The sequence below is a fragment of the Streptomyces sp. NPDC111507 genome, assembly GCF_055638955.1.
Window position 1 is genome coordinate 37,138 of record NZ_JBVKBU010000025.1, and the last position, 16,265, is coordinate 53,402.

The 16,265-nt window shown below is 68.7% G+C and carries 15 protein-coding genes and 7 pseudogenes; 13 read left to right on the plus strand and 9 right to left on the minus strand.

Annotated features, from left to right (window positions below):
- Positions 1-98: 98 nt before the first annotated feature.
- From ACZ7M2_RS48340 to ACZ7M2_RS48350, 3 genes and pseudogenes are all read left to right on the plus strand, one after another.
- Positions 99-227: pseudogene (locus ACZ7M2_RS48340) on the plus strand (undecaprenyl-diphosphatase); the annotation flags it as partial.
- Positions 228-275: 48 nt separating this feature from the next.
- Complete coding sequence (locus ACZ7M2_RS48345) at positions 276-842, plus strand: Chromate resistance protein ChrB (protein ID WP_471600705.1); 567 nt, start codon at positions 276-278, stop codon at positions 840-842.
- Between the two features lie 26 nt (positions 843-868).
- Positions 869-2,029: an MFS transporter gene (locus tag ACZ7M2_RS48350; RefSeq protein WP_471600747.1), complete on the plus strand. Its 1,161-nt coding sequence runs from the start codon at positions 869-871 to the stop codon at positions 2,027-2,029.
- A 10-nt stretch (positions 2,030-2,039) separates the two neighbouring features.
- Here ACZ7M2_RS48350 and ACZ7M2_RS48355 read toward each other — a convergent pair whose 3' ends face one another.
- From ACZ7M2_RS48355 to ACZ7M2_RS48370, 4 genes are all read right to left on the minus strand, one after another.
- Positions 2,040-2,660, minus strand: a complete 621-nt coding sequence (locus ACZ7M2_RS48355) for a DedA family protein (RefSeq protein ID WP_471600706.1) — start codon at positions 2,658-2,660, stop codon at positions 2,040-2,042.
- Positions 2,661-2,707: 47 nt separating this feature from the next.
- On the minus strand, positions 2,708-3,226 hold the full coding sequence (locus ACZ7M2_RS48360) for a sensor histidine kinase (RefSeq protein WP_471600707.1): 519 nt from the start codon (positions 3,224-3,226) through the stop codon (positions 2,708-2,710).
- The gene (locus tag ACZ7M2_RS48365; protein ID WP_471600748.1) at positions 3,202-3,552 is read right to left on the minus strand and encodes a HAMP domain-containing protein; all 351 of its coding nucleotides are present in this window, start codon (positions 3,550-3,552) and stop codon (positions 3,202-3,204) included. Before ACZ7M2_RS48365 ends, ACZ7M2_RS48360 begins: the two co-directional genes overlap by 25 nt.
- Positions 3,553-3,669: 117 nt before the next feature.
- On the minus strand, positions 3,670-4,074 hold the full coding sequence (locus ACZ7M2_RS48370) for a peptidase inhibitor family I36 protein (protein ID WP_471600708.1): 405 nt from the start codon (positions 4,072-4,074) through the stop codon (positions 3,670-3,672).
- Between the two features lie 197 nt (positions 4,075-4,271).
- Between ACZ7M2_RS48370 and ACZ7M2_RS48375 the strand changes: the two are divergent.
- From ACZ7M2_RS48375 to ACZ7M2_RS48385, 3 genes and pseudogenes are all read left to right on the plus strand, one after another.
- A pseudogene (locus ACZ7M2_RS48375) lies at positions 4,272-4,539 on the plus strand (transposase); the annotation flags it as partial.
- Positions 4,540-4,652: 113 nt separating this feature from the next.
- Positions 4,653-4,991, plus strand: coding sequence for a thioredoxin family protein (locus ACZ7M2_RS48380; protein ID WP_471600709.1), 339 nt, complete (start codon positions 4,653-4,655; stop codon positions 4,989-4,991).
- 353 nt (positions 4,992-5,344) lie between these two features.
- A pseudogene (locus tag ACZ7M2_RS48385) lies at positions 5,345-5,503 on the plus strand (NAD(P)H-dependent glycerol-3-phosphate dehydrogenase); the annotation flags it as partial.
- A 24-nt stretch (positions 5,504-5,527) separates the two neighbouring features.
- On the opposite strand, the pseudogene ACZ7M2_RS48390 reads toward ACZ7M2_RS48385, so the two are convergent.
- The 4 genes and pseudogenes from ACZ7M2_RS48390 to ACZ7M2_RS48405 all read right to left on the minus strand — a co-directional run.
- Positions 5,528-5,617: pseudogene (locus ACZ7M2_RS48390) on the minus strand (alcohol dehydrogenase catalytic domain-containing protein); the annotation flags it as partial.
- A gap of 348 nt (positions 5,618-5,965) precedes the next feature.
- A pseudogene (locus ACZ7M2_RS48395) lies at positions 5,966-6,784 on the minus strand (IS5 family transposase).
- A 284-nt stretch (positions 6,785-7,068) separates the two neighbouring features.
- On the minus strand, positions 7,069-7,239 hold the full coding sequence (locus tag ACZ7M2_RS48400; protein ID WP_471600710.1) for a hypothetical protein: 171 nt from the start codon (positions 7,237-7,239) through the stop codon (positions 7,069-7,071).
- A gap of 241 nt (positions 7,240-7,480) precedes the next feature.
- Positions 7,481-8,429: pseudogene (locus ACZ7M2_RS48405) on the minus strand (NADP-dependent oxidoreductase).
- Positions 8,430-8,804: 375 nt separating this feature from the next.
- On the opposite strand from ACZ7M2_RS48405, the gene ACZ7M2_RS48410 reads away from it, so the two are divergent.
- From ACZ7M2_RS48410 to ACZ7M2_RS48435, 6 genes and pseudogenes are all read left to right on the plus strand, one after another.
- A complete protein-coding gene (locus ACZ7M2_RS48410; protein WP_471600711.1) occupies positions 8,805-9,116 on the plus strand; it encodes a Na+/H+ antiporter NhaA in 312 nt (103 codons plus the stop codon).
- A gap of 47 nt (positions 9,117-9,163) precedes the next feature.
- Positions 9,164-11,134 carry a SpoIIE family protein phosphatase gene (locus ACZ7M2_RS48415; RefSeq protein WP_471600712.1) on the plus strand — a complete coding sequence of 657 codons (1,971 nt, stop codon included), beginning with the start codon at positions 9,164-9,166 and terminating at the stop codon, positions 11,132-11,134.
- Positions 11,135-11,291: 157 nt separating this feature from the next.
- Positions 11,292-11,726: pseudogene (locus tag ACZ7M2_RS48420) on the plus strand (sigma-70 family RNA polymerase sigma factor family protein); the annotation flags it as partial.
- Positions 11,723-11,893, plus strand: coding sequence for a hypothetical protein (locus tag ACZ7M2_RS48425; RefSeq protein WP_471600713.1), 171 nt, complete (start codon positions 11,723-11,725; stop codon positions 11,891-11,893). The pseudogene ACZ7M2_RS48420 and the gene ACZ7M2_RS48425, both read left to right, overlap by 4 nt.
- Before the next feature lie 41 nt (positions 11,894-11,934).
- Complete coding sequence (locus ACZ7M2_RS48430; protein ID WP_471600714.1) at positions 11,935-13,377, plus strand: tyrosine-type recombinase/integrase; 1,443 nt, start codon at positions 11,935-11,937, stop codon at positions 13,375-13,377.
- A 43-nt stretch (positions 13,378-13,420) separates the two neighbouring features.
- Positions 13,421-13,846: a hypothetical protein gene (locus ACZ7M2_RS48435; RefSeq protein WP_471600715.1), complete on the plus strand. Its 426-nt coding sequence runs from the start codon at positions 13,421-13,423 to the stop codon at positions 13,844-13,846.
- Between the two features lie 247 nt (positions 13,847-14,093).
- Here ACZ7M2_RS48435 and ACZ7M2_RS48440 read toward each other — a convergent pair whose 3' ends face one another.
- Positions 14,094-14,711, minus strand: coding sequence for a TetR/AcrR family transcriptional regulator (locus ACZ7M2_RS48440; RefSeq protein ID WP_471600716.1), 618 nt, complete (start codon positions 14,709-14,711; stop codon positions 14,094-14,096).
- Positions 14,712-14,779: 68 nt separating this feature from the next.
- Here ACZ7M2_RS48440 and ACZ7M2_RS48445 point away from each other — a divergent pair, with 68 nt between their 5' ends.
- A complete protein-coding gene (locus ACZ7M2_RS48445; RefSeq protein ID WP_471600717.1) occupies positions 14,780-16,114 on the plus strand; it encodes an alpha/beta fold hydrolase in 1,335 nt (444 codons plus the stop codon).
- The last annotated feature ends 151 nt before the right edge of the window (positions 16,115-16,265 follow it).

Here is a 16,265-nt window from a genome sequence, read left to right on the forward strand (position 1 = left end):
GCGGCAACTTCATCGCCGGTGCGCGCACCGGTGCGCACGATGCCGTTCATCGGTGCGGTGCGCACGGCGTCGTCCGGTTCATCCCTGGCGGCGCCTGCGCAGGCGCGCGGACCGCCTGGCTGCTGAAGTTCGTCGCCAAGCACTCCTTCGACGCCCTCGTCATCTACCGGATCGTCGTCGGTGTCGGCCTGCTGGGGCTCCTGGCCACCGGGGCGCTCAACGCCTGACCATCCGCCGACACAACGGTGGATGTAACGCCTGCTACATTCACGGTTGTGTCGAACACAGAACCGGGGAGCCGCTGGCTCATCCTCGTGATCAAACTGCCTGCGGAGCCGTCCCGGCATCGGGTCGCGGTCTGGCGGGAGTTGCGCAAGGCCGGTGCGCTCTCCCTGGGCCAGGGGATCTGGGCCGTTCCGGATGTGCCCGTCTTCGCCGACGGCATCACCCGGGCGGTCACGCTCACCGAGCAGGCCGGCGGGCAGGCCGTGACGTTGAACGCCGCCGGACGCAGCGAGCAGGACGCCTCCCGCTTCCAGGCCCTGTTCACGGCGGCCCGCTCCGAGGACTGGCAGGAGTTCCTGGCCGACTGCGGCAAGTTCGAGCAGGAGCTGGCCAAGGAGATCCGCATCGGCAAGTTCACCCTGGCCGAGCTGGAGGAAGAGGAGCAGTCGCTGGAGCGGCTGCGGCGCTGGCACCGTGACCTGACCGCGCGGGACGTGTTCGGCGCGTCGGAGGCGGCCGAGGCCGGACGGCGGCTCAAGGAGTGCGCCGCGGCCTGCGAGGACTACGCCGAGCGCGTCTTCGCCGCCCTGCACCAGGCCCCGGAGGGCCGGCAGTGAGCGCTCAGGCGGCCCCGGCGCGGCAGATGTGGCCGCTGTATGCGGCCGGGTTCACCACCGCCTTCGGCGCGCACGGCATCGCCGCCAGCCTCGGTGGCGACGCCGAGGGCGCGGTCAGCTCCCTGCTGGTCCTGGGCGGGCTGCTCGCTCTCTACGACGGCGCCGAGGTGCTCCTCAAACCCGTTTTCGGCACCCTTGCCGACCGCATCGGCGCCCGCCCGGTCGTGCTCGGCGGACTCGTGGCCTTCGCCGCCGCGTCGGCGCTGTACGTCATGGCGGACAGCCCGGGCTGCCTGTGGGCCGCCCGCCTCGGCCAGGGCGCCGCGGCCTCCGCCTTCTCCCCCTCGGCCTCTGCTCTGGTCGCCCGGCTCAACCCGGCCGCCAAGCACGGCCGCGCGTTCGGCAGCTACGGCTTCTACAAGTCCATCGGCTACACCCTGGGCCCGCTGCTCGGCGGTGTCCTGGTCTGGGCCGGCGGCCTGCGGCTGCTGTTCGCCGTACTGGCGGGGCTGGGCGCGGCGGTCGCCGTCTGGGCCGCGCTCGCTGTTCCCGTCCCAGCCCCGCTGCCCAAGAGTCGGCAGACGGTGCTGGATCTGGCCCGGCGGCTGATGGATCCGGTCTTCCTCGGTCCGACGGCCGCGCTCGCGGCGGCGACTGCGGCGTTGTCGGTCGGCGTCGGCTTCCTCCCGGTGTCCGGTCGCGTTGCCGGACTGGGCACGGTCGCCACCGGGGCAGCGGTGTCCGTGCTCGCCGGCTGTGCGGCTGTGGTCCAGCCGCGGGCCGGGCGCGCGCTGGACGCCGGGCGGCTCACCACTCGTTCGGGCCTGGCCGCGGGTTTGTCGGTCACCGCCGCCGGTCTGGCCTGCGCGATGTTGCCCGGTCTGACCGGCGTCCTCCTCGGCGCCGCCCTGATCGGCGTCGGTACGGGTCTGATCACGCCGCTCGGTTTCGCGGCGCTGGCTTCCTCGACCCCCCGGGAGCGCCTCGGCCAGACCATGGGCGCGGCCGAACTCGGCCGGGAACTCGGCGATGCGGGCGGCCCCCTCCTCGTCGCCGCCTTCGCCTCGCTCGCGACGCTCACCTACGGCTTCGGTGTCCTCGCGGCTGTGATCGGGATGGGGGCGGTGGTCGCGGTGGTGCGCCTTCGCTCGGTGCCGGCCCCGGCGCGAGAGGGAAAGGCGAGCTGACGCAGGTGCGTCAGTTTTGGTGTTGGCGCCGCAGCAGGTGCCGGCCGATGAACGCGGCAGCGAGGACGCCCAGGGCGATGAGTGCGTAGAGCTGGTAGCGGGTGACCTCGTCGTAGATGGCCGTGATGTGGGTGCCGGCCTGGTAGGCCAGCGTCACCCACAGGCCGACCCAGAGCGCGGCACCGAGGGCGTTGAAGGCGAGGAAGCGGCGCCAGGGCATGCCGCTGGTGCCCGCGATGATGCCATTGACCTGGCGCAGTCCTTCGATGAAGCGGGCGACAGTGACGATCTTGCCGCCGTTGCGGGTGAAGAACTCCTCGGCCCTGTGGAAGCGTTCGGGGGTCAGGAACACGTAGCGACCCCAGCGGTGGACGAACGCGCGGCCGCCACTGCGGCCGATCAGGTAACCGACGTTGTCCCCGGCGACGGCCGCGACGAACGCGAGCGCCGCGACAGCGACGACGTTCAGCCGCCCGGCCCCGGCATAGATCCCTGCCGCGATCAGGATCGTCTCGCCCGGGGCGGGAATGCCGAAATCCTCCACGAAGACCACGGCGGCGACGGCCCAGTAGCCGTAGTGGCTCAGCAGCGGGGCCAGGTGCGCCAGCGGGCCCGGGAGGGGCGGGACCATGTGCCCACCGTACGCCGCCGCTGCAGGGCCCGGATCAGCGGCGGCGGTCAGCAGAGCACGTCGAGGGTGATGGTGGTGCCGTGCCCGGTGTTGGCGGCGTGCGCGGTGCCGCCGTGGGCGGTGGCCACCGCCTGCATGAAGGCGAGCCCGAGGCCGGATCCCTCGCCGGTGCGGCTCGCGTCGGCGCGGGCGAACCGGTCGAAGGCGCTGGGCAGGAACTCCGGCGGGAAGCCGCTCCCCTCGTCCGTGACGCACAGCCGCAGCCTGCCCTCGTGGACAGTAGCCGTGATGCGGACGCTCCCGTGGCCGTGGCGCAGGGCGTTGTCGACCAGGTTGCCGATGGCGGGCCTCAGCCGCCGGGCATCCACATTGACGGTCACCTCGGCCGCCTCGGCGGTCAGGCCGCGCGCAGCCCGTTCGGCGCTGCGCCGATGCGGAGCCAGCACGGCATCGACGAGGTCGGCCAGGCAGACCCGTGCTCGGGTGAGGTGGTCGGTGCTGCCGAGTTCCTCCAGGTCCAGCAGCGCGTTGGACAGGTCGATCAGACGCTGCACCTCGGTGTCCATGGAGCGCAGGGGGCGGTGAGTACGCCGGCGGAGCGGGGGCGGTGCAAGGCGACGTCGAGTTCGGCGCGGATCAGGGTGAACGGGGTGCGCAGTTCGTGGCTGGCGTCCGCGACGAACCGGCGCTCGCGTTCGGCGGACGCCTCCAGGCGGTCGAGCATGTGGTTGCGGGTGTGACCGAGACGGGTGATCTCGTCGTCCCGGTCACCGGGCACGTCCAGGCGCAGATGCTGGGTGCCGTCGGCGAGGGTGGCGGCCCCGCTGCGGTATCGCTCGACGGGGCGCAGGGCGGCGCGGTAGCCGACGTAGGAGGCGGTGGCTTCACGGATGGGTAGTGGCCCCGCTTGGGAACTTGGGTTCTATAGGTCGTTGCAACACCTGCCCTGAGGGATGCTGCAACGACCTATAGAACCCAAGTCGCCTCGGTGGGGCCGCTGAACGTCGCCCTAGCCACAGCAGGTCTGCGCGGCCGTCACGGTCCAAGTCGCCGAACCCGGCAGCGCTCGGGGCGGGCTCCGCGTACCACCCGGAGTACGGAGTGTCGTCGCATTCCCGCTCGTTGGGAACGAACTTGATGGAACTGATCTTCCTCTCGAGGTCCCGGTAGTAGTTGGTGGCGCCCTGGCCCGGAGCGTCGTTGAAGAAGGTGCCAGCGCCACCGCGGTTCTGGTCGGTGTAGGGGCAGGAAAACCTGGACGTGCGGTTCCAGAAGGAGCGGATTCCCACGAGCCCATCGTGGGCATGTCGGCGCGGGTCTTCATCATGGAGCCGGTCTCGTTCGTACCGCTCCATCCGCACAGGTAGCCGGACAGGCAAGAGCTCGCCGACATGGTGGCTGCCTGCGCGGGCATGGCAAGCGGCACCGCGGCGAGAGCCAGGCTCCCCGCGGTCACCACCAGCCGTTGAGGCGTCTGTTCACCTTGGTCCCTTCTGGGTTCGGTTGTAACAGGATGAGCGCACTGTATGCCTGGCGGCGTCCTGCACCGTGGGCGCGGCCCGGATCCAGCTGATCATGTGTCCGCCTCGCCCTGGGGGCATTGTTCTGGTCGTGGGGCGGGGTGATGTGAGCGATGACGAGTGGGCCCGACTTGCAGTCCATTTACCCAAGTCCGGTCGTCGGGCAGGGCATTGGAGCGATGACCGGACCGTGATCAGCGAGATACTGTTCCGTGCCCGCACCGGCGTCCCGTGGCGGGATCTCCCGGTGCGATTCGGATGCTGGAAGACGGTCTATGAGCGCCACCGCCGCTGGTCGGCCGACGGAACCCGGGACCGGATCCTGTCAGGCCGACGCCGAGGGGCGAATCGGCTGGAGCAGCAACTCTCACACACGCCCGTCGGTCAGCCAGACGACCGACCGGACTCAGCCTGGCGCACCGCGCGGGGGAAGATGGGGATGGAATGTCGGAACGCGAGGTCTGGAGCTTCCATGGCGAAGCGGGTTCACCAACCCCGTGAGGACGCGGAGTTCGATTTCATCCTCGGGATGAGCGGAGTCCCGGTCCTCGCATACTTCACCGGGACATGGCCCAAGGCAATCGAGCCCTGCCGGGCGATGGACCTCGTCGTGGGTGACATCGCAGACGAGTACACGGGCCGCCTGACGGCCGTCCGCACCGACATCACGCGCTGTCCGTCCGCGACCAGGCGATACGGGATCACCGGAGCCCCGTCCTACGTCCTACTGAAGGAGGGAGAGGTGGTGGCGCACGGCACGGGCCCCATGACCATCGCCGAGGTACGGGAGTTCCTGGACTGCCACCTTTGAGCGGTCGACGCGGCACTGCGGCCGCCACGTCCCTCACGCAAGCCGTAGTGCGCGGGCTGCGGGCGTCGGTGGTGGAGCAGGCGCGCGGCCGGGCTCACGGTGGAGTACATCGACGAGCTGCCGGACGATCCGGCGATGTAAAGGCGCTTCTACCGGCTGCGGCAGCCCCATGAAGCGGAGCTGCGCCGGGAGCTCGGTGACGACCAGGCGGCGCGGGAAGCCGAGTTGGTCCTGCCCCGGTTGGCGGCGCGCGAGGCCCTGGCCGTGACGCTGAGGAGGCCTTCGGATGGCGGATAGGGTCACCGGGGTCAGGGCTCGCGAGGTGGACGGGGTGTCGGGTGGCTCGGGTTGCGGTGCTCTCCGCAGGGTCGTGGGGGACGGCGATGGCGAAGGTGTTCGCCGACGCCGGCAGCAACGTCACGATCCACGCCAGACGGCCTGAGGTCGTCGCCGAGATCAACGTCCGGCACCAGAACGCCCGGTACCTGCCCGACGCCGTCCTGCCCGACCGGCTCCGCGCGCGCCTCGTGTGCGAGCACCCGGTCGCCTACGGCGAACCCGGTGACACCCGCGCCGACGGCCAGCACCTTGCCCGCGCCCTCCACTCCCAGCGCCGCCGGGGGGGCGCAACCCCACGTCCCAGCCGGCGCCGTTCAGCAGTTGGTCCCACGGGCCGACCCCGGCCGCCTCAACCGCCACCAGGATCTGACCGGGCCCGGGAGATGACGATTCGGGCAACTCCAGCAGGGCGACTTCCTTCTCGGCCCCGGACACTCCGCACGCCTTCACAGCGGATCTTTGTCCTCTCACTCAGTCCGGCCGACCGGGAGGCACGGGCCGGAAACCCAGAGCAGGCACCAGTGTCGACCCCGGGACCCCTACAGAGGTCGCTCGTTGTCTCAGCCGCATTGGTGTCGAGCCTATGCAGCTAGTGGCCTGGACATGTGGTCCACTTGAAGAGTGACTAACTGGTCCTAACAAAGCCGCTGTACGTGGCAGTGGGTGATCAGGCAGACGGCGAGTCCGAGGAATGCTTCGTGGATGTCGTCGCGTCGTTCCCAGCGGATGCGAAGGCGTCGGAAACCGTGGAGCCAGGCGATCGTGCGCTCGACGACGTAGCGGAAGATGCCCAGGCCGGTGCCGTGAGGCTCGCCTCGCTTCGCGATCACGGGGCGGATCCCCCGGGCCCAGAGAAGGCGGCGGTATTTGTCATGGTCGTAGCCGCGGTCGGCCAGCAGCGCATCGGGGCGTCGGCGAGGTCTGCCGACCCGGCCCGCGATGGCCGGGATCTTGTCGAGCAGGGGCAGAAGTTGGGTGACGTCGCCCACGGTTTCCGCCGGTCAGTGACACCGCGAGCGGGATGCCCTGGCCGTCGGTGATGACGTGGTGCTTGCTGCCCGGACGTGCTCGGTCGACCGGGCTGGGTCCGCTTTGGGGCCCCGCCGGGCAGCCCTGACGTGAGAGGAGTCGATCACCGCCCGGGACCAGTCCAGCTTGTCCTTCGACCGCAGTTTCTCCAGCAGCAGCACATGCAACTGGTCCCAGACGCCGGCCTGGTTCCAGGCCGCCAGGCGCCGCCAACAGGTCATACCCGAAACGAAGCCCAGTTCCTGGGGCAGGTACTCCCACTGGATCCCCGTGTGCAGGACGAAGAGGATCCCGCACAGCGCCTGCCGGTCAGGCACTCGAGGTCTGCCCTCGACCAGCTTCGGCGCAGGCTTGGGCAGCAACGGCTCTATGAGCGACCACAGTTCATCGGAAACGATCCAAGGCCGCGACTGACGTGTCCCCACAACCAGACCAACGAACAGACAAGCCAACAGTCACATGATCAACAGCTTTTGTTAGAGCCAGTAAGTGGGCCAATCGTGGAATAGGTCTGCACCTGGACGCTGGCTCGGGTCGAGGCGTATGTGCCCGCCTCGAAGTGGCCGCAGCAGCACGGACTGTGCGGCTTCCGAGACCTGGCGCACTGTGACCAGCTGGCGCTGATGCTGCTCGCGCAGACGGGTGGCGATCAGGAGCAGTGCCGAGAACAGCACCAGGGACAGCATCTGCACGAGTACGTTCTCGGTGGTCAGCGTGCGTCGCTCGGCTCCGCGACGACCAGCGCCGCCAGGGCGCGCAGAGGGGTGACGGCGCTACGGCGGGTGTCGGCGAAGGCGGCGGCGAGCGCGAGCGGGATGACCAGCAGATGGGCGAGGTGGATGTCCGGCGGCAGGAACCAGTCGGCCTCCGGAACCGCCATGATCGGCAGGGACCACAGGGTCACCTATCGGTAGCCCCGCCATCCGCTCGGTGCCCTAGTCGCCTGCAAAGGCGGCCTGCTCTGCATTGTTCTCCCAGGATCGGCGCGCGCGGAATCCAGCGTCGCCCGCGCATTTGCGAAGCATGACGAGGAGACGGCTGTCACCACGCCGTACCGGCGTGAGTGACCGGGTCACGCGGCTGACGCTGATCCACGAGGCCCGGTCACTGTCCCTGAGCCCTTACGGACGAACACGGATGATCGTCTTCCCCTTGCGCCGCTCGGTCGGGTTGAAGGCGGCGACGGCATCGTCGAGGGCAGCCACGTTGCCGATGTTTGTCCGCAGCCGACCACCCGGACCCGCTCGACGACCTCACCCAGTTGGGCGCAATCGGACACGACAACGAAGTCGATTGCCAGGCCGCCGGCGGGCCGCGCCTCCGGCGGGCCGGCGATGGTCACCAGCGTTCCTCCGGCGCGAATCAGGCCTGCGGACCCCTTCCCGATGTTTCCACCGAGGACGTCGAACACCAGATCGACTCCGCCGACGTCTTCCAGGGCGTCGTTATCGAGGTCGACGAACTCCTTCGCGCCGAAGTCGAGCGCCGTCTGACGGCCGGCAGCGCGCCCGGTGCCGATGACGTAGGCGCCGACCTCTCGTGCGAGCTGGGTTGCCATCGATCCGACTACGCCGGCCGCACCGTGCACGAGGACGCTCTGCCCCGCTTGCAGGCGGCCATGCTCGAACAGTCCCTGCCACGCGGTCAGGCCCGGCATCACGAGGCCCGCGCCCGCCGTAAAGTCAACGTCGCCCGGCAACGGCGCGAGGTTGCATGCCTCGACGACTACGTACTCCGCCAGCGTGCCGTGCCGTCGCGAGTCCAGTCCGTGAGGCCGAACACCCGCTGTCCCACCGACAGCCCCGTCGTTCCATAGCTGAGGGTGGTGACCACTCCCGCCAGCTCGTGTCCGGGAATCGAAGGCGTCCGGTCACGGCCGAGGCGATCGATCCAGGTCGAGGGCCACGACAGCTCATCCCAGGTGAATCCCGACGCATGAACTTGAACGACGACATCGCCGTAGTTCGCGCCCGCGAGGCTGGCGAGCCTCGATGCTCGTGGCTCAGGCCGCTCCGCCAGCGTCATCCCGGCCGTTCCCGCGGCCTGGTCCGTCACCACAATCGCCTTCATCCGGCACCTCCCTATATCCAGTCCATGCCTGCACGGCATTCTCTGTTCACCAGTAATAGCGGCGTCTGACCTCGGCGTCTTACCACGCTGATCGATAAGAGGTGGGGCGCGAGGGCGTCGAGGAACGAGCGCAGCGAAGTTGTCGGTAAGACGGCGCGGAGGATCGGCGCCGTCCTGGCGGCGGCTGGGGCGCCGTCGGGCCGGCGGTCGGACGCCGCTGCGAGAGGCGCCCAGAGGCAGCGGGGGCGGAGCATCCGCCGGCAAGGGGCAGCCGGAGGGCGCGGCCCGGCGACGTGCGGCCGCACGGGGCGCAGGGCGGCCCACGGCGGACCGACTGCCGTCGGCCCCTGCCCCATCCGACGGCGGGCCGGTCAGATGAGCCTCTTCTTCAGCCCCGTCGAACTCTCCGGCCGGACGGAACTTGGACAGAGCGCCCGCTCGCCGCTATACGCCTTCCTCCACACCGAGACGGGCAGCGCCGTCGGGCTACACCTCGTTGGGAGCACGCAGATCTCGGTGCAGGCCGCCTCCCACATCGCGTCGCCCCCGCTCCGCGATCTGGTCAACAGCGGCCCGATGGCACTGTTCTTCTTCGTGGTCGGACTGGAGGCCCGGCACGAGTTCGACATGGGCGAGTCTTCGCCCTCCGTGATCGGGCAATGCGAAGCCCCCGGCGAGTCAAAGTAGTATGAATAAGGACATAATGTCGCTCGCCGATCGCCAGGGAGCGGTAGATGGACGCCTCGGACGAGCTCCTTCGAAGCATCGGTCCGTCGGCTCTTCTGACCCTGGGCGGTGCCATCCTCAGCCTCAATGCTGCGATGGCCAGTTCCCTGGGCAGACCAGCGAACCAGTGCGTGGGTCGTGACATCGGTGATCTGTTGCCCGCAAGTCAGCGGATGTCAGCCAAGAGTCTCGTGGCCCACACCGCCACCACGGGAACGGTCGCCATGCGGGTGCTGGAGTTCCCTGGGCCAGGCCATGCGTCCGTTGTCTGCTTGGTCGAGGCGCGGGCAGTGAAGGATCCCGCCGGTGGCGAGCAGCTCGTGTGGGTGCACTCTTTGCACGCCGGGAACGACCTGAGCGGTCTGCTGATTCCGTTCCGATTGGCAGCCAAGGCCGCCAATCTCGGTCTGTGCATGTGCTCCCCTGATGACGGCCAGGTGGAGTGGATGGGCGGCGCACCCGCCCTGGCGATGCTGTTCCCTGAGGGCTCCGTGTCCTTGTCCGGCATGGTGCGGCGAGCCCACCCTGATGACCGGCAGGCGCTGCGCCGGTTCATACGTACAACCGCCCCCGAGTCACCCTGGATCAGGTTGCGGTACCTCGCTGAGCACGATGACTGGCACCATCTGGCCTGCCAGGCCCGTCGGATCCAACTGGGATTCGGCGGCCCTGTACGGACTTTCGCAGTGGTCCGGGACGACACCCAGCAGGGAGCGCGCCGACGCAGAGCGTTGGTCGCGCTGACCGCTGAGCGGCAGCGCGCCGACGAGGTCGCCGAATTTTCCTCCGCCCTGATCACTGCAGCCACGGAGCAAGAGCTGCAGCAAGTCGTCCTGACACGGCTCGCCGCGACTTTCGGTGGTACCGGCGCGGTGCTGGCGTTCGTCGACGACGGCCGGCTTCGCGTTCTCTCCGATGCCGGGTACCCGCTGCCGCTGGCCAAGGCCCTGCAAGATCTGTCGCTGGATACGCCGAGCCCGCTGTCCCATGCCATCCGAACCGGCAAGCCGCAGTTCATTCCCAACCAGAGGCAATACATCCGCTGCTGGCCACAAGGAGTCATATTGCCGTGGATCGACCAGCTCGGGGCCGACTTCGCTGCCGTGGTCAGTCCCCTCAGCCCACTGGGCGAACAACCGGTCGGAGCCTGGTCGGTCACCTACGACAGTGAGCACCACTGGTCCCCGCACGAGCGTGCCCTCATCAGTACTCTGACCGACCTGGCAGGCCAGGCACTGAAGCGCATCAGGTTGCAAAAAGCACGAATCGAGCTGGCCACGGCGCTCCAGCAGACCATGCTCCCCACGCTGCCTGCGCACCTCCCGGGCCTGGAGGTCGCCGCCCGCTACCGACCGAGCCAGGACGGGCTCGACATCGGCGGCGACTGGTACGACGCCTTCGCCATGCCCGACGGCGCGATCGCCCTGGAGATCGGCGACGCCCAAGGGCACGACGTGGACGCCGCCGCCTTTATGGGACAAGTGAGCTCGTCCATGCGCGCGATCGCCGCCCGAGAACCAGATCCGGGAACCGTGCTGACACGCACCAACGACTTGCTCATCACGATGGGCACCGCGCGATTCGCCAGCTGCACCATGCTGCACATCGATCCACACGACGGCCAGGTCACCGGTACCAGCGCCGGCCACGTGCCGCTGCTGTACGCGCACAATGACGGCAGCCACGACGTCTGTGAGCTGCCGGGCGGGCCGGTCCTGGGAGTCGTGCCCGACACCGACTACCACGAGGAGACCTTCACCCTGGACAAGGACAGCGCGCTGGTCATGGTCACCGACGGCGTGGTCGAAGGACCGGGACTGACGTTGGACGCCGGACTGGAGCTGATCGGAACACTGGCCGGCGAAGCCCTCCACGACGGACTGGACGCCGAGGCGACCGCCGACCGAATCCTCGACGCAGCCGTCCCGGTGGGCCATATCGACGATATGGCCGTGCTGGTCATCCGACGTACAGGATGACGTCCGCTACAGCGCGGAGCGCAGGCCGCGAGCCGTGTCCATACCGACCGATGCCCCGGCGTAGCCGTCGACGCCTCCGGCCCTGGCGACTACGTCTACATGAACAGCGCCGACGGCGTCGTGATCCCTTCAGCGAGCCTGCAGCGGGTCTTCGCCATCGCGCCGTCGGGCCGCCGCCGAACGCCGCGGCGGCGACGAGGTGGACCCCGCGTCCGCGCGCCGGATCGTCGAGGAGTTCCTCGCCGCCGCCACGTCGGGGCGCACCGAACGGCCGCTGGCGCTGCTCACCGCCGACGCGACGGCGGTCTCGGACGGCGTCGGACTGGCCTGGCGGCTGCCGTGGTAGGAGACGCGCGAGCGCGGCGCCTCCTACGTGCTGGCCGGCTTCAGGCCCACTCCGGCGAAGCGGCGCCTGGCCGGCGGCTCCCCCGCGATGCACATCGCGCTGGTCAACGGCTCCCCGGCCGTCCTCGCCGTGGTCGACGACCGGGTCGTGGGCGCCGTGGCATTCGAAGTCGGCGACGGCAAGGTCGCGTCGCCGCGCGGCATCGCCGCCGCGGCCAGATCCGCTGCCAACCGGTACGCGACGTGATCGTGGACTACCTGCGCGAACGCCAGCCATCGCTGGACTTCACCAGCCTGGACGCGATCTCCCGCCCGCTCGCAGGCCTGTTCTGGGCCGCATCGAAGATCTGGCACCAGGAATCGACTCCCCGCGGCTACCCCCGGAGGTGGCTCGCGCCTGGAATGACGACCTAAACGTCAAGAGACGCATCGTCGTCGGCCCCGACGGCAAGAGCATGGAAGTCACCAGCCCGCGGCTCAACTCCAAAGACGAACTCATGCGCGTCCGAGCGTTCTACCTTGACATCGCACAATGGGCGGCCGAGGAACCGGCCCGCTGGGGGCCATGGGCCGTGCCCTGTCCGATCAGCGACAACGAGATCCACAAGGCCAAGGAACGCAAGCGGCGCAAAGCCCGGATGGACCAGCGCACCCGCGAGCGGCTCCCGGTCCTCCCTCCCCTGGTCAGCGCCACCGACCGGTGGCGCCGCGAAGCCGCCGGCCTGCTCCAGGCGGCGCGAGACACCGACCCCGGAGAGCTGATCCCCGGCACGGGCGGCGCCCTGTGCAGAGCCGTTGCCCCGAAGGCCGCGGGCCACCTCACCTGGGCCGAGGCGGGCTCCAGCGGGCATCGGCGGAATCTGTCCTACGAGGAAGAGGAGGCGTTCTGGGCGTTCGCCGCGATCGAAGTCCTGCGTCTGACCAGTGTTCGAAACGAGGAGCTCGTGGAACTCACGCACCACAGCGTCACCCAGTACCGGCTCCCGTCCACGGGCGAGGTCGTCCCACTGCTGCAGATCGCTCCGTCCAAGACCGACACCGAGCGACTCCTGCTGGTCAGCCCGGAACTCGCCGATGTCCTCAGCGCCATCATCAGTCGACTGCGCGGCCCCAGCGGGATGGTTCCGCTGGTGGCCGCCTACGACGTTCGTGAGAAAGCCTGGAACCCGCCGATGCCACTGCTGTTCCAGCGTGGCATCGGCTCCGAGCACCGCGCTTTCACACCGACCGCGATCCGGAAACTGCTGATCAATGCGCTGGCTGCGACCGGGCTGACCAACGCCGACGGTGAGGCACCGTTGTTCTCTCCCCACGACTTCCGGAGGATCTTCGTCACTGACGCCATCATGAACGGCCTGCCCCCGCACATTGCCCAGGTCATCTGCGGCCATAAGAACATCCACACCACAATCGGATACAAGGCGGTTTACCCTGCCGAGACGATCGAGGCCCACCGAGCGTTCATCGCCCGCCGACGGGCCTCCCGCCCTGGTGAGGAGTACCGCATCCCGACAGAGGAGGAGTGGGACGCCTTCCTCTCTCACTTCGAGAAGCGGAAGGTGTCCATCGGCACCTGCGCACGCGCCTTCGGATCCCCCCGCATCCATGAGCACGCTTGTGTCAGGTGCTCGCTCCTCCGGCCTGATCCAGCCCAACGGTCACGGCTAACTGACATCCATGACAACCTGATCGCCCGCATCGCCGAGGCGGAGCGGGAAGGATGGCTGGGCGAAGTCGAGGGCCTCCAAGTCAGCCTCGCCGGCGCGCAGGGCAAGCTGGACCAGCTCGATGCCGAAGCAGCCCACCGACCCTCCACAGTCGATCTCGGCATGCCGACCTTCGCAGACATCACTAACCGCACGACCACCACAACGTCGGCGGGCCGACACCGTCCCTGAAATCCATGGTCGCCACAAGGCTGAACTGCCTACGCTCCAACCCATGCGAACTGTTTTCGTGTTTCCCACAGGTGAGCGAGCTGAGACCGTTGCCTCGCTCGATCGGCATTTGCCCGATCAGCGCCATCCCTGGACTCTGGACGGCAACCTCTACATCGAAACCGACGATGAGCAGACCGGCTACCTCTTCTCCGACTGGGATCCTGAGGATGTTGCGATCCTCGAAGCGGCCATCGGACATCACCCCACTTGGGCGGTGCAGATCGACATCTCCGGGCGGATCGACGGCACGGCAGAGGTTCACCAGATGATCGCTCTGCTGCTTGAGCATGGAGGCGTGGCCACGGACGACTACACCCCCCACCCATGGACCCTGCCGGAAATCCTGTCTGGAGCAGTGATCGACGGCCTGCGCTTCTTCGACTTTCGCGGCTACCACGAACTCAACCGCGACCACGGGCGTTCCTGACTCGATCACCTAACCAGCGCAAGTTCAGAGAAGCCTGCATCCGCGAGGCCCGCGCCAACGGCTGGCTCGGCGAGGTCGAAGGACTCCAAGTCAGCTTTGACGCCGCGATGGCCAAGCTCAACAGCCTCAAACGGGCTCCGACCGATGGTCGGTCGCAGCTGGTTGACCTTGGCATGCCGGTCTTCACCAACCACGCATCACTGCTTCAGCCAGGATCGGGAGAGCCCAGATACCGGCCCTGATCCTGTCACCGAGCGAGCTCGGCTTGGCGAAGACTGCGGAACAACTCCGGGGTCATCCATCCGCGCAGCGTGGCGTGAATTGTCGAGCGGAATGCGGCCTCGGCCGTGGTGGCGTCGAGAGCCCCGGCCAGTTCGAGAGTCACGAGCCCATGCAGGGTTCCCCAGATCGACAGGGCGATCGCCGTTGCGCCTCCGGCGAGGACGGACGCCGTCACGGCGCGATCGATCGCTGCGAGGAGCGGACGGATCGGGTCACTGGCACCGGCCTCCCCAGACGGGTCGAAGGACTGCACACCACCGAACAGCACCGTGTACAGGTGGCTGTGTCCGCGCCCCCAGCGACGGTAGGCGACGGCCAGCGCATAGAGGTCGGCGAGAGGGTCCGCGGAGGGCCGCACCGCCGACAGATCCTGGAACAGGCCGGCGACGGCTCTGTCGCGCACCGCACCGATCAGCCCGTCCTTACCACCGAACAAGGAGTACACCGCCGTCGTCGACGCCTCGGCAGCAGCGGCCACGGCGCGGACCGTGACCGACTCCCGCGGACGGGTGGCGAGCATCTCGGTCGCGCACTCCACAAGCCGCTCTTTGACGGCCTCGTCGTTTGTTCTCGGCCTACCCACGGCCAGCAGCCTACCCCCTCTGATAACGTCGTTTTGAAACATCGTTCTGAAACTTTCGGAGGTCCGCCGTGCCCACGTCCGCCATACGCCCCGTCCGCTTCACCGGGCGCTTACTGCTGGCCTTGGCCGCCGTCGCGACGCTGGTCGTCGTCTTTCTCGCACTGATCGCCCTCACAGATGGGGCAGGTTCGGGGCTCGCCGCGTGGTTGACGACCCTTGGAGCCGGAGCTGTCCTGGCGATGTGGCTGGGTCGGCGCCGCACTTGGCCGACGCGGCTCGTGCCGTTCCTGCCGGTCGTCGTCGCGGCGGCATTGACGGCGTCGGTCTGTATCCCGACCGTGCCGACGGCCCGGCAGTACCCGCCCGCCCTACCCTTCGTGGCCACGCAGCACTGGAGCCTGGCCACAGGCAGCCGGGTAGCGGTGCACCACTACCCGCCTGCGAACCCCAACACCCGCCATCCCATCCCGCTCGTGTACCTCAACGGCGGACCGGTCCGCGGCATCTCGGTGCTCGATCATCGCTTCCTGCAACTCCTGGCACGCCAGGGCTACGACATCTACGCCTACGAACAGGCCGGTGGCGGACGAAGCGACCTGCTCCCCATGAGCCAGTACACGATCTCCAGGTCGGTTCGCGACCTCGCCGCCTTCGTCGACCGCCTGAACAAGGGCAAGGTCGACATCCTCGGATTCTCCTCAGGCGGGGCCGTGCTCACCCGAGCCCTGGCTGACCCGAGCGTCGCTGCACGCTTGGACCGGGCGATCCTCGCCGAGCCCGGCCCCATGGACGGCCCCACCGCACACATCACCGGGCACAAGGGCCGAAAATCCGCGCGCGGCCTCGCGCCGGCCATGTCCGGACCGCGATCGACGCACGTCCCCCGGTACGCCGTGGCGTTCGGCCTCATGCGCCTCGGGCTCCTCACCCCCGACACCGGACTGATCGGACAGGACGAAGGCGACAACGCCTTCACCGCCGCAGACCTCGGCAGCGACACCGCATCCGCCTACTGCGCTCGCGACGCGCACCGCATCCCCGTCGAGGACACCCCACAGAACTTCTCCTTCAGCCCCGCCGCCAGCCTCCGCATCCAGCAGACGGTCAAGGACTCCCCCTCCATCGCCGCGCAACTGAGTCGCTCCCGGACCCCCGCGATGCTGATGATCGCCGAGTGCTCCTCCCAGGTTCGTCAATGGGAGACCATCGTCCTTGCCAATGACCCGGCCATCCAGCGCACGCAGTACATGCCCGGAGTCGGACACCACATGTGGAACGGCCTCGACGACAACAACGACCGGGCCGTCGCCGTCATCACTGCGTTCCTTCAGGGCAAGCCAGCACCTCTGCCGAACTACCCGACCCGCGACGAGATCCCTACTTTCCTGCGCGACCACAAATGAAGACGTTTCAGCCCGGAACCGGCAACGGCGGGCGAAACCTCGAAGCCGCCGGGCCCTGCGGCGTGTACAGCCGAGGGCGATCCCTTAGTCTGGAAAAGGGCCTGCGCTCTTATAGAAATAGCTGGTCACAGGGTCCAACAACTCGGACGCG